This window comes from Ruegeria halocynthiae (assembly GCF_000743705.1).
Classification (GTDB): Bacteria; Pseudomonadota; Alphaproteobacteria; order Rhodobacterales; family Rhodobacteraceae; genus Ruegeria; species Ruegeria halocynthiae_B.
The window spans coordinates 427023-446893 of record NZ_JQEZ01000001.1; the positions used below are offsets into that span (position 1 = coordinate 427023).

A 19871-nucleotide genomic window follows, 5' to 3' on the forward strand; every position below is an offset into this window, starting at 1 on the left:
ATGGGTCGTCTGATCAAGTTCTTGTTATATCTGGTTTGCCTGTGTTTTATTGGGCTGGCAGGATATGCCTATCTGGGTCCGTTCTTTGGCGCGGACTTTTCCGCACCTCAAGACGAAATCCGAGAGCCGGTCATCCTGAATGTGGAATAAAACCGCAGTTGCCGCTCTGTTTTTGGCCGGTTCGGCACAGGCGCAACAGGAACCACTTTCGGTTATCGACTGGCTGAACGACCCGCCCGCAAACCTGCCCGGTATGGTATTGCTAGAACCACCGGTATCGCAATCCGGCATTCAGCCCGAGGTCGAGGTCACCCCGCTTGAGGCGCTGTCCCAGCCGCTGGGTCTTGTGTCTTCCTCGGTGACAGGTTTGCCTGTCGATCTGTGGCAGAACAGTGATCCGAACCGTCTGGCCAAACTGATCAATCGTGTGCCGGTCAAATACAACCCTGCCATGCAACGCCTGCTGTTCACGCTGCTTTTGTCCGAGGCCCGGGCACCTTCGGGCCCGCACGCCGGTGAAACACTGCTTTTGGCCCGTCTTGACCGGCTCTTGCAACTGGGGGCGGCCGACCCGGCGCAATCGCTTGTGCAACTGGCCGGCCCCACCGACACGTCCGAGCGGTTTCAGCGTTGGTTCGATGCCACCCTTCTGACCGGGGACGAAGATCGCAGTTGCACCGCGTTGATCGCACAACCGCATCTGTCGCAGGATTACGCGGCGCAGATATTCTGCAAAGCCCGGCGCGGGGACTGGACCTCTGCCGCGCTGACGCTTGAGGCCGCTCATGCGCTTGAAATCCTGCCGCCCGAGAAACTGGCCGTTCTGGATCGTTTTCTCAGCCCGGAACTGTTCGAGGGGGCCGAATACCTGCCCCAACCGGATGACCCGGACCCGCTCAGCTTTCGCTTGTTCGAGGCGATTGGCGAGCGTCTGCCCTCGGCCCCCCTGCCCCGTGCCTTTGCCAACGCGGACCTTCGGGATGTTGCCGGCTGGAAGGCACAGATCGAAGCCGCCGAACGTCTGACCCGTGTTGGTGCCATTACCCCCAATCAATTGCTGGGTCTCTATACCGAACGCGATCCGGCGGCGTCCGGCGCGGTGTGGGACAGGGTCGACGCGGTTCAACGGTTCGAAGGTGCATTGAACACTGGAAATACTCAGGCGATCGCGAAAACACTGCGCCCCGTCTGGGATCAGATGCGCAAAGTTGGGCTGGAAGTTCCCTTTGCCGAACTTTTTGCCAAACAGTTGTCTGAGATCACATTACAGGACCCCACTGCAGAAACCCTGCGCTGGCGTATTCTTCTGCTGTCTGACCTTTATGAGACCGCCGCCCTGTCTGCGCCTGACAAATCTGTGGAAAGCCAGTTTCTGGCCGCTCTGGCGCAGGGTGATCCGGGGCGTTCGCCCTCGCCTTCGCCATTGGCGGATGCGGTGGCCGAAGGGTTCATCTGGGCCGCACCCGTCCCGTCAGATATCGAGACGATGCTGGAAAACGGCCAACTTGGTGAGGCCATTCTGGAAACCATGGAACGTTTCGCCCATGGATCGCGCGGAAATCTGGTGGACCTGACCGCAGCAATCGCAACGCTGCGCCGCGTCGGGCTTGAAGACACCGCCCGCCGGGCCGCGCTGAACCTGCTAATTTTACAGGGCACCTGACCATGACGCCCCCGGCCACTCAGGACTTGTGGATTTCCACCTTTTTGCAGGCACAAGCCGCCGAATTGGGGGCCGCAACCAACACCCTGCTGGCCTATGGCCGCGACCTGAAGGATTTCGCCGCCTGGCTGGACCGTCGCAAAACAGGATTTGCCGAGGCCGACCGGGATCAGATCGAAGCCTATCTGATTGATTGCGACGCACAGGGTCTTTCGCGGTCCACCCGCGCGCGGCGATTGTCAGCGATCAAGCAAATCTATCGCTTCGCGTTCGAGGAAGGCTGGCGCGAGGCCAATCCCGCAATTCAGATCAAAGGCCCCGGACGACAAAAACGCCTGCCCAAAACGCTGGACGTCCCCGAGGTTGACCGGCTGTTGCAGGCCGCCCGCGAAACCGGGCGGACGCCGTCGGACCGGATACGCAACACCTGTTTGATGGAGCTGCTATACGCCACCGGGATGCGCGTGACTGAGCTGGTGTCGCTGCCGGTTTCGTCCGCGCGGGGTGATCCGCGTATGCTGCTGGTGCTGGGCAAAGGCGGCAAAGAACGCATGGTCCCGCTGTCGCCCCCTGCGCGTGAGGCATTGGCCAGCTGGCTGGAAACCCGGGATCAGGCCGAAGAACAATTGGTGGCTGATGGCGGGCATCCCTCGCGGTTCCTGTTCCCCTCGCGCGGTAAATCCGGACATCTGACACGGCACATGTTCTTTCTGCTGATCAAGGATCTGGCAGTTCACGGCGGTGTATCGCCGGATAAAGTTACCCCGCACACCTTGCGCCATGCCTTTGCCACGCATTTGCTGGCCAATGGGGCTGATCTGCGGTCGATCCAGACATTGCTGGGCCATGCCGATGTCGCAACCACCGAAATTTACACACATGTTCTGGACGAACGGTTGTCAGAGTTGGTGTTGCAGCATCACCCTTTGGCCAAAGACAGCAAAAACGATAAGGGCTAACCCCTTGATCCGGCGGGGCCGCGCCTCCATAACGGATGCAACAACACGAACAACCAAGGACCGATGGAACCCTCTTCTTCTCTGATCGACGGCGCATTCTGGTTTACCACCGGCGCTATTTTGCTTTTGCTCGTCCTGTCGGGCTTTTTCTCGGGTTCTGAAACGGCATTGACCGCGTCATCGCGCGGCAAGTTGCGTGCGCAGGCCGACAAGGGGTCGCGCGGCGCGCAAAAGGCGCTGGACATCACCGACGACAATGAACGCCTGATCGGTTCGGTTTTGCTGGGCAACAATCTGGTGAACATCCTTGCCGCCTCATTGGCGACGGCCATGTTCACGCGGCTGTTCGGCGAAAGCGGTGTGGCGCTGGCGACGCTGGTGATGACACTGCTGGTTCTGATCTTTGCCGAGGTTCTGCCCAAAACCTACGCCATCACCAATGCCGAAAAAGCCGCGGCCCTTGTGGCTCCGATTATCGGCGTTGTGGTCACTGTATTCTCGCCGGTCGTTGCAGCGGTGCGCCTGTTGGTTCGCGGTGTGCTGCGCCTGTTTGGCGTCCAGATTGACCCCGACAGCAATATCCTTGCCGTGCGCGAGGAAATTGCCGGTGCCCTGCAACTGGGTCATTCCGAAGGCGTGGTCGAAAAAGAAGATCGCGACCGCATTCTTGGCGCATTGGACCTGGGTGACCGAACGGTCGAAGAGATCATGCTGCACCGCTCAAACATCGAGATGATTGATGCGAATGCCGCGCCAGAAGCGATCCTGCAGCAATGTCTGGAAAGCCCGCACACCCGGCTGCCCGTGTTCCGGGACGAACAGGAAAACATCGTGGGCGTTGTCCACGCAAAGGATCTGTTCCGCGCCATGTATGCCCATGCCGGCGGCAGTGAACGTGACACCGGGCGACTGCAAAAGTTTGACATCGCGAAGGTGGCGAACGACCCCTATTTCGTACCAGAGACCACCACTCTGGACGATCAGATGCGCGAATTCCTGCGGATGCACAGCCATTTCGCGCTGGTGGTTGACGAATACGGCTCGCTGCGCGGGCTCATCACGCTTGAAGATATCCTTGAAGAGATCGTGGGCGAGATCGCCGATGAATTTGACATCGACGAAGACGTTCCCGTGACACGCACCGAGGACGGGCAGTTTCTGGTCGAAGGCGCGATGACAATCCGCGACGTGAACCGCGCGATGGATTGGTCCCTGCCCGATGATGAGGCCAACACCGTCGCCGGTCTGGTCATCCATGAGGCACAGATGATCCCCACGGTCGGTCAGGTCTTTGCCTTCCACGGCTTCCGCTTTGAGGTGACAGACCGCCTTGGGAACCGGATAACCGAGCTGAAAATCCGCCCGTTGTAACCAGCGACCCAAGCGCACGGCGTTCAGGGAAAACCAAAAGCAACGACAGCTGATGTCGTGAACAGAGCAGTAATGCCCCCGACGCTCTTGCAGGATTTTCCAAAATCCACGGAGGTATGTCGTGAAAACCACAACTCAGGTAGCTGTGATTGGCGGGGGCGTTGTCGGCTGTTCGGTTCTGTATCACCTGACCAAGCTGGGCTGGACGGATGTAACCCTGCTGGAACGGTCCGAGCTGACCAGCGGATCAACCTGGCACGCTGCGGGCGGATTTCACACGCTGAATGGCGACACCAATATGGCCGCACTGCAGGGCTATACAATCCGGCTGTATAAGGAACTGGAAGAGATCACTGGCATGTCCTGTGGCCTGCACCACGTTGGCGGGGTGACACTGGCCGATAATCAGGATCGGTTCGACATGCTGCTGGCCGAGCGTGCCAAGCATCGTTTCATGGGTCTGGAAACTGAAATCATCGGGCCGGACGAAATCAAGAAAATCGCTCCGATCACCAACACCGACGGGATTATCGGCGCGCTGTACGATCCGCTGGACGGGCATCTGGACCCATCCGGAACCACACATGCCTATGCCAAAGCGGCCCGTATGGGCGGCGCGACCATCGAAACCCACTGCATGGTACGCGAAACCAACCAGCGCCCGGATGGCACCTGGGACGTCGTGACGGACAAGGGCACGCTTCACGCAGAACATGTGGTCAACGCAGGTGGCCTGTGGGCGCGCGAGGTCGGAGCAATGGCGGGCGTCTACTTCCCGCTGCATCCGATGGAACATCAGTATCTGGTGACTGACGCCATCCCCGAAATTGAAGCCATCATCGACACCGGCGCCGAGCACCCGCACGTCATGGACCCGGCCGGGGAAAGCTATCTGCGGCAAGAAGGGCGCGGGTTGTGTATCGGATTCTACGAACAGCCCTGCAAGCCCTGGGCCGTGGATGGCACGCCGTGGGATTTCGGCCACGAGCTGCTGCCCGACGATTACGACAAGATCACCGACAGCATCGAATTCGCCTATAAACGCTTTCCCGTATTGGAAAAGGCAGGTGTGAAATCCGTGATCCACGGGCCGTTCACCTTTGCGCCCGACGGCAACCCTTTGGTTGGACCTGTTCCGGGTCTGCGCAATTACTGGTCAGCCTGCGGCGTGATGGCCGGATTCAGCCAGGGCGGCGGTGTTGGCCTGACATTGGCACAATGGATGATCGAAGGTGAGCCTGAACGCGACGTTTTCGCCATGGACGTGGCCCGGTTCGGGGACTGGATCAGCCCCGGCTATACGCGCCCCAAGGTGATCGAAAATTATCAAAAGCGGTTCAGCGTCGCCTACCCGAACGAAGAGTTACCCGCCGCACGCCCGAACCGGACCACCCCGATGTATGACATCTTCAGCGATCTGGGCGCGGTTTGGGGTCAGCAATATGGTCTTGAGGTCCCCAATTACTTTGCACAGGATAATGAGCCCGGGTACGAAACACCGTCATTCCGGCGCTCTAACGCTTTTGACGCCACAGGGCGCGAGGTGCGGGCCGTACGTTCCGGCGTCGGTATAAACGAGGTTCACAATTTCGGAAAATACCGCATCTCTGGCCCCGGTGTCCGTGGCTGGCTGGACCGGATCATGGCCGGGCGCATTCCACAACCGGGGCGTTTGTCGCTGACGCCCATGCTGTCGCCCAAAGGCAAACTGATCGGGGATTTCACTGTGTTCTGTCTGGCTGAAACCGAATTTCAGCTTACCGCATCGTATGGCAGCCAGGCCTTTCACATGCGCTGGTTTCAGCAACACCAAACCGACGGGGTGAACATTGCAAACATCAGCGACCGCCTGAACGGATTTCAGATCGCTGGCCCCAACGCCACTAAGGTGCTGGCCGCGTGCACCCGTGCAGACCTTTCAGGGTTCAAATTCCTTGACGTAAGGCGCATGACTGTCGGCATGACAGAATGCACTGTGCAGCGGGTCAGCTACACAGGCGATCTTGGGTATGAATTCTACTGCGATCCGATGGCCCAGCGGCAATTGTGGTGGACATTGTGGCAGGCAGGCAAAGCCCACGGAATGACACCCTTTGGGATGCGCGCCATGATGAGCCTGCGGTTGGACAAATTCTTTGGTTCGTGGATGCGAGAGTTCTCGCCCGACTATACAGCAACTGAAACGGGGCTGGACCGCTTTGTATCGCTTGCCAAAAACGTCGACTTTATCGGCCGTGCTGCGGTTGAGCTTGAACAAGCCCAAGGGCCGAAACGCAAGCTGGTCGCGTTCGAGGTCGACGCCGATGACGCGGACGTCAATGCCTATGAACCGATTTGGCTGGATGGCGGCGTCGTCGGCTTCTGTACATCAGGCGGGTATTCCCATTATGCGCAAAAATCCATTGCCATGGGATTTCTGCCCGCAGGTCGCGCCATTGACGGGCAAAAGGTCGAAATCGAAATCCTTGGGCAATTGCGCAAGGCCCGTGTGATCTCTACCCCGCTGTTTGATGCGGATGGCGCGCGAATGCGGGGATGACTTGGCCGCGATCCGGCGGCATGGTGGCGGCATGACACAAATACCCATCATCTTGTTGGCCGCCGGACGTTCCAGCCGTATGGGGGCCAGGGACAAGCTGAAGCAAACCATTGACGGCGTACCGTTGTTGCGGCGCTCGGCGCAGACAGCGTTGGCGTGTGCACCGGTCATTGTTGCCCTACCATCGCGGCCGCACCCCCGGTACGAGGCACTTTTGGGGCTGCCCGTCCAGAAAGTAGCCATTCCAGATGCAGATGAAGGCATAAATGCCAGCCTGCGAGGGGCGCTGGCGCATGTCCCAGCCGACGCGCGGGCCGTTATGGTATTGCTGGCGGATTTACCGGATCTCACCACGGACGATCTGAACGCGCTGATGGCTTCGGTCCGCTCCTATCCGGATAACCTGATCTGGCGCGGCGCGACCTCAGCGGGCGAACCAGGGCATCCGGTGATCTTTGATTGCAGTCTGTTCACCTCTCTCAGCCGCCTGACCGGAGACGATGGTGCGCGGGCCGTCGTGCGCGCGCATTCAGACAAGGTGTACCTGCACCCTCTGCCCGACCGAAACGCTCTGCTGGATTTGGATACACCCGAAGATTGGGCGAAGTGGCGAACAGTAAACACTCCTCAGAAATGAACACGGCCCGGTCGAAGTCGACCGGGCCGATTGCCCAAATTAGGACTACCACTTTTCACCAATCCTAAAAGCGCTACCAAAAAGCTATTCGCAATCCGGCTAATCTGCCGCTGAACCTAAACAAGACCCCCTCGTTAACATGCCGCTCAGCGCTTCCAGTAACTGTGACAAGCCGTTGGCACCCCCTAGTGCCGCCGGCTCCCCCTCGCTTGGGCACATTCATCGTCACCGATCCGTTACGTTCAAACAACGATAAATTAGAGATAAAGGTTAATTTTCAGCATGTCAGAATGGTTTTTCCGCAACATGCAACCATGCGTCACTCAACCTAAGGGGGATTTATTTCATCAAGTGACCCGGCGTCACCCCATGTTATGATCAGACCTAATGTCCGTTCTGGTGGTTATGTAAAGAATTGTTGTGGATATATTCTGCTCCGCGCATACACCCCTACAACCCAAAGTGGATCGTCTGGAAAGGCAGAAAATCAACGGCTGTTTTGTTAACAAATCTGATTCAATTCAATGCTTTTCGTCATTTGACGCCCATATCGGCAACAATCCACCGATTCGCGGTATCTGATTCGCGCAAATCCTCCGATTCCCTTCTGTGGGTCGGCGGCATACAACAGGTCGTTTATGGCGAAATTAAGATTTCTTAATCTTTTAGTCAGGAAAGAAAAAGACTGACGCATCATCTCCTGTTTCAACGCGCGGCCCCATTCGCGTGAGATAAACAGGAGACCAAAATGAGCATCCGCAAATCCCCTCGTCTTATTACAGGCACATCCAACTGGGTTGGCATCAGCGCGTTGGGCGCTGCAATGCTGGCGACAACCGCCCTGCCCGCACTCGCGGATGAGGCGTTGGCCGATCTTGTCGAGAACGTATCGCCCTCGGTCGTGACGATTGTCGCCGAACAGAAAGCCGCGCCTGCCCCGGCCAGAGGACAAAACTTTAACCCCGACGAGCATCCGTTCGGCGAATTCTTCAAGCGCTTTGGCACACCCGAAGGGTTCGACACGCCGCAACGTGGGCCGTCACAAGGTCTGGGTTCAGGCTTTGTGCTGGACGAAGCCGGTTACATCGTCACCAATCACCACGTGGTCGACAACGCCACGACTGTGACTGTACGACTGAATGATGACCGGTCGTACGAGGCCGAAGTCATCGGCACCGATCCATTAACCGATATCGCAATCCTGAAGATCGACGCCGACGAAAGCCTGCAAGCGGTACAGTTGGGTGACAGCGAAGTGATCCGCGTTGGTGAAGACGTTGTGGCAATCGGCAACCCGTTTGGCCTGCATTCGACCGTCACCACCGGGATCGTCTCGGCCAAAGGGCGCAATATCTCACAGGGGCCATATGCCGAATTCATTCAAACCGACGCCGCCATCAACAAGGGCAACTCGGGCGGTCCATTGTTCAACATGCAAGGCGAAGTGATCGGCGTAAACTCTGCCATTTATTCGCCCAGCGGCGGATCTGTGGGGCTGGGCTTTGCTGTGACGTCGAACATTGTCGAACATATCGCAGCCGATCTGCGTGACGACGGTCAGGTCAGCCGGGGCTGGTTGGGTGTATCAATCCAGAACGTCAGCCCGGAAATCGCGGCCGCCATGGGCATCGACGCCTCGACCGGGGCGCTGGTCTCGGATGTCGTATCGGGCAGCCCGGCCGAAGGCGTGCTGCAGCAAGGCGATGTCATCTTGACGTTCAACGATGAAGCGGTCGAGACCAGCAGCGATCTTCCGATCCTTGTCGGCACGACCAAAGTCGGCTCTGACAGTGTTCTGACCGTTCTGCGCGATGGCAGCAAACAGCAGCTTGAATTGACCATCGGCCAGCATCAAAGCGCGTCAGTCGAAGCTGACAAATCCGTGGATGAAACCGTGTCTGGCACCGCTTTGGGCGTGACCGTGGCCCCGTTGACGGAAACGAACCGGTCGGATGTGGGTATTGGCGAAAACGTCAATGGTGTGATCGTGACAGACCTGAAGCCCGACAGCCCCGCAGCCAAGGCCGGTCTTCAGCGTGGGGATGTGATCGTCAAGCTGGGCGGTCAGGAAACCGCGACGCCGGACGCATTGAAGGCCGCGCTGGACAGCGAAAAGACCGATCCCGCGCTTGTGCTGATCAACCGCGGCGGAAACCAGATCTTTGTGGCGGTGGAAATCGCCTGATCTGACACCAGCGCGCGCCACTGATGGGGAAATCTGGCGGGCGCCTCTCTGGCGGGTTTGAATTGTCCGCAAACCGCCAGAACGGCCGGGTGCGCTGCGACGCACCCGGCATGTCCCCTGCCCTAAACCATGTGCATTATCAAAAATTTGTGTTTAAATCCCGGTAGAAAGGAACTCGGATCATGAGCCGCCGACTGCTGATCGTTGAAGATGACGAAGACACCCGGGACTTTATCGCCAAGGGATTTGGCGAAGAAGGATATGTGGTCGAAATGGCCGCTGACGGCCGCGAGGGCCTGTATCACGCCACCGATGGCGGATTTGATGCGGTGGTGCTGGATCGAATGTTGCCCGGCCTGGATGGTCTTTCGCTGATCAAGTCGATGCGCGCCGCAGGTGTGAAAACCCCGGTTCTGATGCTGACCGCGATGAGCGCCGTCGACGAGCGAGTCAAAGGGTTGCACGCTGGGGCTGACGATTATCTGGTCAAACCGTTTTCCTTTCAGGAACTGCACGCCCGGATCGAGGCCCTATTACGACGCCCGCAAGAATCTGAGGAAAGCCCGACCCTGACATGCCGCGACCTTGAGATGGATCTTTTGACCCGCAAGGTCACCCGCAACAGCCGCGAAGTCACCCTGACCCCGCGCGAGTTTCAGATACTGGAATTCTTTTTGCGCCGGAAAAATCGCGTGGTGTCGCGCACCATGCTGCTGGAAGGCGTCTGGGATTATCATTTCGACCCCAATACCAATGTGGTTGACGTCCATATCTCAAAGCTGCGGCGGCAGTTGGACGAAGGCGGCGAGGCACCGTTGATTGAAACCGTCCGGGGCGCCGGGTACATGATATCTGATGGATAACCTGCGACTTTCCTTCAACAATTCCCGAACCCGTCTTGTACTGGCCAGCATGGCCCTCAGCACGTTGCTGACGGCGACGGTGCTTGCATTGGTCTATGTTACGGCCAACCGCAGCATCGAAGGCGAAACCCGCTCGGTTGTTTCAGCCGAACTGACCGGGTTGGCGGACGAATATGAACGGCGCGGCCTGATCGGCCTGATGCGGGCGATCGAAAGACGCATTCCCACGGCGTCCGACCGGGACGCACTGTATCTGCTGACCGACCGGTTCGGGGCCAAATTGGCGGGAAACCTGAAGCAATGGCCCGAAGATATCACCGCCGGCAGTGGCTGGGTCGATCTGGAACTGCGACGGGCCGACAACGACCAATTGGTGCCAATCTCGGCGGCCTCGGTTCGTCTGCCCGGCGGCGAACGCTTGCTGGTTGGGCGGGATGCCCTGGCCCGCCAGCAGTTCGACCGGGTTTTGTTGCGTTCGGTCGGTATCGCATTGGCGATTGCCCTGGCGCTGAGCGTTCTGACCGGTTGGCTGTTTACCCGGCTGGTGTTTTCGCGCCTGTCAGACATCGCCAACACCGCGGAAAACATCGTCTCGGGCGATCTTGCGCGCCGGATGCCCCTGCGCGGCAACGGGGATGAATTCGATCAGGTCGCCGGAACGCTCAACACCATGTTGGATCGGATTGAGGAATTGGTCAGCAATCTGCGCACCACATCGAATTCGATCGCGCACGACCTGCGCTCGCCCCTGTCGCGTCTCAAACAACGGGTCGAAGCGCTGTCGGACCCCGTGAAGACCGATCAGGATCGCGAGGTCGATATTGCCCGCGCGACTGCGGAAATCGACCACGTACTACGGGTTTTGGGCCAGTTGACCGAAATCTCGCGGGCAGAGGCGGGTGTTGGCCGGGAACAGTTTGATCATGTTGATCTAAGGCAGTTGGTCGAAGACGTCGCCGAACTTTACGATCCCGTCGCCGCCGATCAGGGTATCAGGTTAGAGGTCACCGGAACGGTGGCGCCCATTCTTGGGCATCGCCCGCTGTTGTCTCAGGCGTTGTCCAACCTGCTGGAAAACGCGATGCGCTATGCGCCGCAGGATACGACAATCACGATACACCTGTCTAACGATGGCCCTTTTACCTGTCTCAGCGTCCGCGACTGCGGTCCGGGCGTATCGCAGGAAGACCTGTCGCGTTTGCAGATGCCGTTTGTCACGCTGGACCCCGCCCGAACCGAACGCAATTCCGGGCTGGGGTTGGCATTGGTTGCTGCCATCTCTCACATGCATGGCGGGGCGTTTGAGGCGCACAACCGTGATCCGGGGCTGGAGGCGGTGATAAAACTGGCCGGCAAACCCTAAGACGGTACACCGCTGATCGCCATCATCTTGTTTTTATAACGTTTATCTGCAGTCACATCAGCCCCGAACCAGTCCGGAGGGGTATAGTCCTGCGCCTCGGCTTCGGTTGCGAATTCGACCTCAACCAGGCGCAGCGGCGCAAGCGCGCCCAGAAACACGTCCAGCTCAAAAATCCGCCCGTCGACCAACCGTCCGGTGTAACGTTCTTTTTCCAACCGACGCCCTTCCGTTTCCGGCCAGAAGGTTTCGAATTGTTCCGCTGAAATTTCAGCCTCGCGCTCGACCCGAACCAGAGTACCCCTGCCCTTGAGCGTCAGATAGAACCTGTCGTTCTTTTGCCGCAGGCGCAGCTCGGTGGAATCGTCGGGCGCTGTCAGATATCCCTGACGCACAACGGCTTTTTCGGTTTTATCCAGATCAGGAATATCCGCGACCAGAAATTTGCGTTCAATCTCGGTGCTCATTTGGCGGAACCCTTTGTATTTTCTAACTCTTCATACAACGATTGATACGCAAGACTTGCCGCACTGCGTCCGGCATAGATGCTGACCGGGGCTCGGTTTTGACCCATACGCTCGATATCCGCCGCAAAAGGGATCGATGTTTGCAGGAACCGTTTGGGATACTTTTGCCGCATGGCCTCTATCGTATCCTGATGCAGGGTCTTGCGCCCCTGAACCATTGAAAAGAAGGCGCTCAGCTTTTTCTTGGGCAGCTTGCGCTGGTCAAAAAATCCGACAAGCTGATCGAATGTCCTTTCGGACAAGGTTGTCGGAATTACCGGCACCACGATCTGGTCAGCGGCTTTGAACACGTTCTCGGACAAGGTCGAAAAATTGGGCGGGCAATCCAGAATGACCACGTCATAGTCGCTGCCGGCCATGGTCAGCGCCTTTTTCAACCGCGAGCGTTTGTTCCGCATCCGCGACAGAAACACATCAAAATCACGGAAGGTCAGATTGGCGGGCAGCACGTCCAGCCCATCGAAATCACTGGCGCGAATTGATTTTGTAAACCGTTCGACATCTTCGAAAAACCGCGCATCCGTCAGCTTTTTGGACGGCTTAACACGCAGGTAAAACCCCGACGCCCCCTGTGGGTCCAGATCGCACAACAATACTGTATGCCCTGCATGGGCATAGGCGTACGCCAGATTGACCGAGGTTGCGGTCTTTCCCACCCCACCCTTGTTGCTGTAGCAGGCAATGATTTTCAATCTCAGTCCTCCGGGTTGTGAAACAAGCTGTGAAAAAGATGCTGGATACTCGGGCTGTCAAAATGCTGAAAGCTGGCGATCACACAAGCGCGCTCAGCTTTTTGTTTCTGACCTAGTACGGCGATCAGCCCGCCAACCGCCAGTGCCAGTTGCGCATCTACGCGGCCCTTGGTGTTGCTTTGATCCGCCACAAACCTTAGCAACGCGTCTTGCTGAACCGAGCAATCGTTGAACAGACCTAAATTTTCCTGAAGCTTTTTCAAAGGCTTGATAATCTTCTTGAATGCCTTTGAGTCGAACAGCGGGGCAAAAAACTCCATCAGATAGCGCAGTTTCTTGCAGTCGATGCGCAAATCGTGGATGGCCTCATCCGGGGTTTTCGGGGTGATGCGGCGCGCCTGTTTGCATAGCTTGCCGTATCGCTTCCAAATCAGCGCGCGGGCATAATCATAAGCCCCGCGATCCGCGTCGGGCCCGGGGTGCAGCGTACCGGTATCGGCAAACTGCGCGGCAAGCCGGTTCATCTGTTTTTCATAGGGCGCGCTACGAAATCGGTTGAAAAGCTCAGACCAAAGACGCAGACGTTCTTTCGCGAACTGGGCGAACAGAACGTTCATACCGGCATGAAGATTTTCCGGTAGCAGATTGAAATATTGTTCTTTTTTCAGAAGCCACACATCCAAATCCCGAACCCGCCCGGTGGGTGTCATCAGGTCCGAGAATTCCTGTTTAAGTACGGCCGTTTGTGTGGGTGTAAACACGCCCTTGAACAGGCTCAGCACTGATCGGATACGGCGCAGCGAGACACGGTAGTCGTGTAGAAACTCGGTGTCGGTATCAGCGATCACCCCAGCCTCATTCTGGCGCGCGACGGCCAGATAAGAGCGAATGATGTCCGAAGCCACTTGAATTGAGGGCTCCTCAGCCTCCAGCCTGATTTTTGGCTTGGCTTGATAGGGTACGGCAAAGGGTATCAGGTTTTGGAACACAGGCGCGATTCCGTGTTCCTTGATAGCAACCCGCTCTAGCGCCGCACAGACTGTTTTGAACGCGTGGCGATACCCTTGCATCGGCTGCACCACAGCGATTGTCACCTGCCCATCGTTCGAGGATAAGGTCATCACACGCCCGCGCACTTGGGTCTTTTGCAGATCGTCGAGGCCGGCAAAGGTGAAGGATTCAATCGCTCCGGAACCAATGCTCATCAACGCGCGCAGTCGGGGGAAACCACTCAAGGCACTGCGGACCGGGCCGTCAGGCAAATCCTGGACGAACCGCCCTTTTCCTGAACCTTTCTGAGACAAAATTTCGCCGTCGTCCCGCATCAGTTGCAGCGTGTCGCCAGCGTCGATCAATAGCCGCCCACCAGCCCTGAGAGATTGATCGTGGCAATCCAAAAGATCGAACTGACAAGGTGCGTGTGCAGCTTCGGATATCAGCGTCAGGTCTTTGATTGATCTGGAAAATGAGCCCAGATCGAAACCTTCGCAAATGATAAAAACCCGGTTGCCCCGCCCCATCACCAAAACCCTTTCCGGGACGGCGCACCAATGCCCGGTGCCAGTATCCTGCAAGTCATTCGCGTTGTGCCACCCATCGCCAGAAATCTAGTGTTAACGCGTTCACCCAAGTTCCCCCGGGCTTCCTTGCTATTGGGCATGGATAACCTCTTGACAGCATGAGGTCATGAGACCGGATATTCATAAGACGATCAACACCAATCTACCGCTTACCCCCGCAACGTCACACGGCGGTGGACTTGTTCCCCGACAACCGGGTGACAGCGCCTGCCGAGGTGGCTAAGAGTGAGGGTATGTCAGATCCTGTCTCCTCAATCCGAAACCTGGGCCCGGCCTTTGAACAGGCTTGCGCGACCGCCGGTATCCATTCGGCGCAAGAGCTGCGCGATCTGGGTGCCGATGCTGCCTATACCCGGTTGTTGCAGGCCGGGACCAAGCCGCATTTCATCGGGTATTACGTGTTGGTCATGGGATTGCAGGGTCGTCCGTGGAACGATTGCAAAGGGGCCGAGAAAATGGCCCTGCGCGACCGCTTTGATGCGATCAAGGCAAGCGTCAGCACCCCGCTGCAATCGCAGATGATCGCTGATCTGGACGCGATCGGGGTTCGTGTTACCCCGCAGGACCTAAAGCTGGCCTGACGGGCCTATCGCTCCAGCGCTTTGATCATGTCCACGCGTGTGCCGTGGCGGCCGCCTTCGAATTCGGCGGACAGAAACGCGTCCACGATTTCAAGGGCCAGATCTTCGCCTGTCACGCGCGCACCAAGGGATAGCATGTTGGCGTCGTTATGCTGCCGGATCATGCGGGCGGAAAACGTGTCGCTGCAAACACCGCATCGGACATCTTTGACTTTGTTGGCCGCCATCATGATGCCCTGCCCCGTGCCGCACAGAATGATGCCGAACCGGAAATCGCCCGATGCGACACGTTGTGCGGCGGCTTCGCCATGCTTGGGGTAATGCGTGCTTTCGGGTGTTGTCGGGCCGATATCGACCACATCCCAGCCCTGCGCCGCAATATGTTTGGCGATGGTCTGGCGCAGCGCGATGGCCGCATGATCACTGGAAAGTACGATGCGCTTGCTGTCGGTCATATTTGTTCACCCGTTTTCCATTGGGTCCGCCAGATGTTTCCGGCATCCCCACCTGTCATTTTTCCACGAAAAAGGCCGTACCAGTTTCCGGGTACGGCCCTTTTTCAAACTGCAATCACCGGCTTAGCCGACCAGTTCGATGCCCGAGAAGAAGTAGGCGATCTCAACCGCTGCGGTTTCAGGTGCGTCGGAACCGTGGACCGAGTTTTCGCCAACCGATTCAGCGAACTCGGCGCGGATGGTGCCGGCGGCTGCGTCTGCTGGGTTGGTTGCGCCCATGACTTCGCGGTTTTTGGCAATGGCGCCTTCGCCTTCCAGAACCTGAACAACAACCGGCTCGGACGACATGAATTCGCACAGTTCGTCATAGAACGGGCGCTCGGCGTGCACATCGTAGAATTTGCCAGCTTGCGCTTTGGTCATGTGGATGCGCTTTTGCGCGACGATGCGCAGGCCCGCTTCTTCGAACTTGGCGTTGATCTTGCCAGTCAGATTGCGGCGGGTTGCATCAGGTTTGATGATCGAGAATGTGCGTTCCAGTGCCATGTCGGCCTCTCCTTAAGTAAAGGCGCAGACAGCCCCGCGCCGAAATCCATCGCGCGCCGCCTAACACGGTATTTACGCCATGAAAAGTGCAATGATGGAACGCCTGGTCATATTGCGTCGGGCAGCGGGTGGCGCTGGTCTACCCAACGCACGTAAAGCACGGCCAGCAGGCCCATGAAACTGCTGGCGCACATCATTCCCAGCACCAGATACGGACCATTTTCGGGGCTGACAAATACGCCGGTCAACGATGTCAGAACAGCGCCCAGACCGACGGTCATCGCCCCCGACAGCCCGGCCGCGCTGCCTGCCAGCTGTGGCCGCACGGACATCAGACCGGCGGCGGCATTGGCATTTGTCAGCCCATTGCCGAACCCCACGAACACGGCAGCGCCGAAGAACACCCAAACCGACCCCTGTCCGCCCAGAAACAGAACAAACCCACAAAGCGGACCCGTGGATGCAACTATCCGTCCGATCAGGATCATCGTCGTCAGGCGCGTTTTGGCCGCAATGCGCCCGGTGATGAAATTGCCCACCATGAAGCCGCCAGTGATGATCCCGATGCCCAGCCCCAGCATGGCCGGGCTCAGATCAAACCACGCCGCAGCAACCAGCGGTGCGCCGGTGATAAAGCTGAAGAACCCGCCAATCGAAAACGCGGCACACAGCGTATAGCCCCAAAAGCGGCGGGCGCGAAACAGATGCGGGTATTCGCGCAGTTGCGCGGCAAAGGTCGCGGAACGGTTGGTGTTGGTCTCACCCATATCCGCCCAAAGCAGCAGCAACATTCCCACGCCAAAGGCTGAATACAGGACAAAACCCGCGCGCCAGCCGAACAGCATATCCATAGCCCCGCCCAGCATCGGCCCCAGCATCGGGGCCAGCGCCATTGCCATGGCGACATAGCCCAGCTTGCTGGCCGCCTCATTTGGTGAATACATGTCCCGGATGGATGCGCTGGACAGCACCGGCCCCGCGACCACCGCTGCCTGCATCAGGCGAAACCCAAGGAAGACCCAGATCGACTCGGCCAGCACACAGCCCACCGACGCGCAGGCGAAGATCGCCATGCAGATCAACAGGATGGGCCTGCGTCCAAACCGGTCGGACAGTGGCCCCATGATCAGCTGCAGCACTGCTGACACAGCCAGATAGCCGGCGACGGACAGGTTGACCAATGCGTAATCGGCCTGAAAATCCTCGCCCATTCGGGCCAGCGACGGCAGGAACATGTTCAGCGACAGCACCGACAATGCCGTGGCAAACACCAGAGTAACCAAAGAAGGGGGCGAAGAGGCCGCGCGCATTATGAGACCGCCAGAATATGCCAATCGGATCAGCGCTAGCACATAGGTCTTGCGATGAAAATGCCAAGCCGCTGGCGGCGCCAAACATGCTCTGCTAAGAGCGGCCCATGCTACGGATCGAAAACATCACATATGCCGTCGAAGGCCGCCCCCTGTTAGATGGGGCAAACGCAACCATTCCCGATGGCCACAAGGTTGGCCTGGTGGGCCGCAACGGCACCGGAAAGACCACTCTGTTCCGGTTGATCCGGGGTGAGCTGGCGCTGGAATCAGGCAATATCACGTTGCCCAAGCGGGCGCGGATCGGCGGTGTCGCGCAAGAGGTTCCGTCCTCGGAAGTCTCGCTGATCGACACGGTGCTTGCCGCCGACACCGAACGCGCCGCGTTGATGGCCGAGGCCGACAGCGCCACTGACCCCGATCGCATCGCCGAGATTCAGACCCGGCTTGTCGACATCGACGCCTGGTCGGGCGAGGCGCGTGCGGCCTCGATCCTCAAGGGGCTTGGGTTTGACGACAAGGATCAGCTGCGCCCATGTTCCGATTTCTCGGGTGGGTGGCGGATGCGTGTCGCGCTGGCGGCAGTGCTGTTTTCGCAGCCCGATCTGCTGCTGCTGGATGAACCGACCAACTATCTGGATTTGGAAGGCGCGCTGTGGCTGGAAACCTATCTGGCAAAATACCCCCACACGGTCATCATCATCAGCCACGACCGGGGCCTGCTGAACCGCGCGGTTGGGTCGATCCTGCATCTGGAAGACCGCAAGCTGACCTATTACGCGGTGCCTTATGACAAATTTGCCGAACGCCGGGCCGAACGTCTGGCACAGGCCGAGGCAGAGAACACCAAGTCCAAGGCCCGCATCGCGCATTTGCAAAGCTTTGTAGACCGCTTCCGCTATAAGGCATCGAAGGCCGTTCAGGCGCAGTCGCGCCTTAAGATGATCGAACGCATCCAACTGGTCTCGACCCCGCAAGAGGCCGCGCTGCGCGCATTTTCCTTCCCCGAGCCCGAGGAGCTGTCGCCCCCGATTATCCAGATCGAAGGTGGTGTCACAGGCTATGGTGATACCGAGGTACTGCGCGGTCTGAACCTGCGCATTGATCAGGACGACCGCATCGCGCTGTTGGGCAAGAACGGTCAGGGTAAATCCACCCTGTCCAAGCTGCTGTCAGACCGCCTGCCCCTTATGGCGGGCAAAATGGCCCGCAGCAACAAGCTGCGCATCGGTTATTTCGCGCAGCATCAGGTGGATGAACTGCATGTGGACGAGTCCCCATTGGACCATTTGCGCCGCCTGCGCCCGAACGAGACGCCGGGCAAATGGCGGTCGCGTCTGGCCGGATTCGGGTTGAACGCGGATCAGGCGGATACTCTGGTCGGTCGCCTGTCGGGCGGGCAAAAGGCGCGCCTGTCGCTGCTGATCGCCACCATCGACGCACCGCATATGCTGATTCTTGACGAGCCGACCAACCACCTGGACATAGAAAGCCGCGAGGCATTGGTCGAGGCGCTGACCGCCTATTCCGGTGCTGTGGTTCTGGTCAGCCACGACATGCACCTTCTGAGTTTGGTCGCCGACCGCCTTTGGCTGGTATCCGACAAGACGGTCAAGCCGTTTGAGGGTGATCTTGAGGCTTATCGCACCATGCTGTTGGGCCGCGACAAGCCGGTCAGGGAAAAACCCCAGACCGCCAAGCCCAAACGCACCTCTCGCGATACGATGCAGGTCCTGCGCGCAGATCTGCGCAAATGCGAAGACCGGATCGAAAAACTGACCGAGATGCACGACAAGCTTTCGGCCAAACTGGCGGACCCGGCCCTGTATGAAGACGACCGGGCCAACGATCTTAAAGTCTGGAACCACAAATTCGCAGAAGTTACAGAAGCCATGCAAAAGGCCGAGGCACTTTGGGTCGCCGCTGCCGAGCGTCTTGAAGTCGCCGAGCGCGCCGCATGATCGACGCCGCCTTTTTCATCACCGCCTTCACCACTCTGTTCGTGGTGATTGACCCGTTCGGCACGACACCGATTTTCGTGGCGCTGACGCAGGATATGGACGCCAGCACCCGCCGCAGGATCGCGTTTCGCACATGTCTGACGGCATCGGGTATCCTGATCGCCTTTGCGGCCTTTGGCGAGGCGGTGCTGGGCTTTGTCGGCATCTCGATGGAGGCGTTTCGCGTGGCAGGCGGCGCACTGCTGTTCCTGACCGCGCTCGACATGCTGTTCGAACGCCGCACCAAACGGCGCGAGGATCGGGCCGAGGTCGAGGAACACCCGGACCCGTCGGTGTTCCCCTTGGCCATTCCGCTGGTGGCCGGGCCGGGCTCGATCGCGACAATCATCCTGCTGGCCGGGCAGCATCCGGGTATTCTGGGTATCTTCGAGGCCTGCATCGTCATGCTGGCGGTGATGGCCGTGGTTCTGATCTTCTTTTTGTCCGGCGGTCTGATCGCGCGCATTCTGGGCAAAACCGGGCTGAACGTGCTGACCCGCCTGCTGGGCATGTTGCTGGCAGCCCTTTCGGTTCAGTTCATTCTGGATGGCCTCAAGGCCTTTGGTTTTGCGTCCTAAATCCCCATATAATCATCCTGTAATC

At 58.5% G+C, this 19871-nt stretch carries 18 protein-coding genes; 12 read left to right on the top strand and 6 right to left on the bottom strand.

The window, feature by feature from the left end:
* The 9 genes from JT51_RS22045 (at position 1) to JT51_RS02075 (ending at position 11580) form a co-directional block, all read left to right on the top strand.
* Positions 1-150 carry a hypothetical protein gene (locus JT51_RS22045; RefSeq protein ID WP_200876054.1) on the top strand — a complete coding sequence of 50 codons (150 nt, stop codon included), beginning with the start codon at positions 1-3 and terminating at the stop codon, positions 148-150.
* A complete protein-coding gene (locus JT51_RS02040) occupies positions 140-1663 on the top strand; it encodes a hypothetical protein (protein ID WP_037307243.1) in 1524 nt (507 codons plus the stop codon). The genes JT51_RS22045 and JT51_RS02040 overlap by 11 nt, the downstream gene beginning before the upstream one ends.
* A gap of 2 nt (positions 1664-1665) precedes the next feature.
* On the top strand, positions 1666-2622 hold the full coding sequence (locus tag JT51_RS02045; RefSeq protein ID WP_037307245.1) for a site-specific tyrosine recombinase XerD: 957 nt from the start codon (positions 1666-1668) through the stop codon (positions 2620-2622).
* Between the two features lie 63 nt (positions 2623-2685).
* The gene (locus JT51_RS02050) at positions 2686-3993 is read left to right on the top strand and encodes an HlyC/CorC family transporter (protein ID WP_037307247.1); all 1308 of its coding nucleotides are present in this window, start codon (positions 2686-2688) and stop codon (positions 3991-3993) included.
* A 121-nt stretch (positions 3994-4114) separates the two neighbouring features.
* Positions 4115-6532, top strand: a complete 2418-nt coding sequence (locus JT51_RS02055) for a GcvT family protein (RefSeq protein WP_037307249.1) — start codon at positions 4115-4117, stop codon at positions 6530-6532.
* Between the two features lie 31 nt (positions 6533-6563).
* Positions 6564-7169, top strand: a complete 606-nt coding sequence (locus JT51_RS02060; protein WP_037309277.1) for a nucleotidyltransferase family protein — start codon at positions 6564-6566, stop codon at positions 7167-7169.
* A gap of 748 nt (positions 7170-7917) precedes the next feature.
* Positions 7918-9354: a Do family serine endopeptidase gene (locus tag JT51_RS02065; RefSeq protein ID WP_037307251.1), complete on the top strand. Its 1437-nt coding sequence runs from the start codon at positions 7918-7920 to the stop codon at positions 9352-9354.
* Between the two features lie 182 nt (positions 9355-9536).
* Positions 9537-10217: a response regulator transcription factor gene (locus JT51_RS02070; protein ID WP_037307253.1), complete on the top strand. Its 681-nt coding sequence runs from the start codon at positions 9537-9539 to the stop codon at positions 10215-10217.
* Positions 10210-11580, top strand: coding sequence for a sensor histidine kinase (locus JT51_RS02075; RefSeq protein ID WP_037307255.1), 1371 nt, complete (start codon positions 10210-10212; stop codon positions 11578-11580). The genes JT51_RS02070 and JT51_RS02075 overlap by 8 nt, the downstream gene beginning before the upstream one ends.
* On the opposite strand, the gene JT51_RS02080 is transcribed toward JT51_RS02075, so the two are convergent.
* The 3 genes from JT51_RS02080 to JT51_RS02090 are packed head-to-tail and all read right to left on the bottom strand — an operon-like array spanning position 11577 to position 14370.
* Positions 11577-12044 (bottom strand): CYTH domain-containing protein, encoded by a 468-nt coding sequence (locus tag JT51_RS02080; RefSeq protein ID WP_037307257.1) that lies wholly within the window; start codon positions 12042-12044, stop codon positions 11577-11579. The two genes, JT51_RS02075 and JT51_RS02080, sit on opposite strands and share 4 nt — an antisense overlap.
* A complete protein-coding gene (locus JT51_RS02085; RefSeq protein ID WP_037307259.1) occupies positions 12041-12796 on the bottom strand; it encodes a ParA family protein in 756 nt (251 codons plus the stop codon). Before JT51_RS02085 ends, JT51_RS02080 begins: the two co-directional genes overlap by 4 nt.
* A gap of 2 nt (positions 12797-12798) precedes the next feature.
* On the bottom strand, positions 12799-14370 hold the full coding sequence (locus JT51_RS02090) for a CHAD domain-containing protein (RefSeq protein ID WP_152563282.1): 1572 nt from the start codon (positions 14368-14370) through the stop codon (positions 12799-12801).
* Positions 14371-14609: 239 nt separating this feature from the next.
* Here JT51_RS02090 and JT51_RS02095 point away from each other — a divergent pair, with 239 nt between their 5' ends.
* Positions 14610-14957 (top strand): TfoX/Sxy family protein, encoded by a 348-nt coding sequence (locus JT51_RS02095; RefSeq protein WP_037309282.1) that lies wholly within the window; start codon positions 14610-14612, stop codon positions 14955-14957.
* 5 nt (positions 14958-14962) lie between these two features.
* Here the strand turns inward: JT51_RS02095 and rpiB are convergent, their stop codons facing one another.
* The 3 genes from rpiB to JT51_RS02110 form a co-directional block, all read right to left on the bottom strand.
* Complete coding sequence (rpiB, locus tag JT51_RS02100) at positions 14963-15412, bottom strand: ribose 5-phosphate isomerase B (protein WP_037307261.1); 450 nt, start codon at positions 15410-15412, stop codon at positions 14963-14965.
* Between the two features lie 123 nt (positions 15413-15535).
* On the bottom strand, positions 15536-15958 hold the full coding sequence (gene ndk, locus JT51_RS02105) for a nucleoside-diphosphate kinase (RefSeq protein WP_037307263.1): 423 nt from the start codon (positions 15956-15958) through the stop codon (positions 15536-15538).
* Positions 15959-16065: 107 nt separating this feature from the next.
* Complete coding sequence (locus JT51_RS02110) at positions 16066-17268, bottom strand: multidrug effflux MFS transporter (protein ID WP_200876055.1); 1203 nt, start codon at positions 17266-17268, stop codon at positions 16066-16068.
* A gap of 107 nt (positions 17269-17375) precedes the next feature.
* On the opposite strand from JT51_RS02110, the gene JT51_RS02115 reads away from it, so the two are divergent.
* Complete coding sequence (locus JT51_RS02115; protein WP_037307265.1) at positions 17376-19229, top strand: ABC-F family ATP-binding cassette domain-containing protein; 1854 nt, start codon at positions 17376-17378, stop codon at positions 19227-19229.
* Positions 19226-19846, top strand: a complete 621-nt coding sequence (locus tag JT51_RS02120; protein ID WP_037307267.1) for a MarC family protein — start codon at positions 19226-19228, stop codon at positions 19844-19846. Before JT51_RS02115 ends, JT51_RS02120 begins: the two co-directional genes overlap by 4 nt.
* The last annotated feature ends 25 nt before the right edge of the window (positions 19847-19871 follow it).

Bases quoted from the DNA above. Each gene is read 5' to 3' on its own strand.
- JT51_RS22045 (WP_200876054.1), top strand. From the start codon at position 1: ATGGGTCGTCTGATCAAGTTCTTGTTATATCTGGTTTGCCTGTGTTTT.
- JT51_RS02040 (WP_037307243.1), top strand. From the start codon at position 140: ATGTGGAATAAAACCGCAGTTGCCGCTCTGTTTTTGGCCGGTTCGGCA.
- JT51_RS02045 (WP_037307245.1), top strand. From the start codon at position 1,666: ATGACGCCCCCGGCCACTCAGGACTTGTGGATTTCCACCTTTTTGCAG.
- JT51_RS02050 (WP_037307247.1), top strand. From the start codon at position 2,686: ATGGAACCCTCTTCTTCTCTGATCGACGGCGCATTCTGGTTTACCACC.
- JT51_RS02060 (WP_037309277.1), top strand. From the start codon at position 6,564: ATGACACAAATACCCATCATCTTGTTGGCCGCCGGACGTTCCAGCCGT.
- JT51_RS02065 (WP_037307251.1), top strand. From the start codon at position 7,918: ATGAGCATCCGCAAATCCCCTCGTCTTATTACAGGCACATCCAACTGG.
- JT51_RS02070 (WP_037307253.1), top strand. From the start codon at position 9,537: ATGAGCCGCCGACTGCTGATCGTTGAAGATGACGAAGACACCCGGGAC.
- JT51_RS02075 (WP_037307255.1), top strand. From the start codon at position 10,210: ATGGATAACCTGCGACTTTCCTTCAACAATTCCCGAACCCGTCTTGTA.
- JT51_RS02080 (WP_037307257.1), bottom strand. From the start codon at position 12,044: ATGAGCACCGAGATTGAACGCAAATTTCTGGTCGCGGATATTCCTGAT.
- JT51_RS02095 (WP_037309282.1), top strand. From the start codon at position 14,610: ATGTCAGATCCTGTCTCCTCAATCCGAAACCTGGGCCCGGCCTTTGAA.
- rpiB (WP_037307261.1), bottom strand. From the start codon at position 15,412: ATGACCGACAGCAAGCGCATCGTACTTTCCAGTGATCATGCGGCCATC.
- ndk (WP_037307263.1), bottom strand. From the start codon at position 15,958: ATGGCACTGGAACGCACATTCTCGATCATCAAACCTGATGCAACCCGC.
- JT51_RS02110 (WP_200876055.1), bottom strand. From the start codon at position 17,268: ATGCGCGCGGCCTCTTCGCCCCCTTCTTTGGTTACTCTGGTGTTTGCC.
- JT51_RS02115 (WP_037307265.1), top strand. From the start codon at position 17,376: ATGCTACGGATCGAAAACATCACATATGCCGTCGAAGGCCGCCCCCTG.
- JT51_RS02120 (WP_037307267.1), top strand. From the start codon at position 19,226: ATGATCGACGCCGCCTTTTTCATCACCGCCTTCACCACTCTGTTCGTG.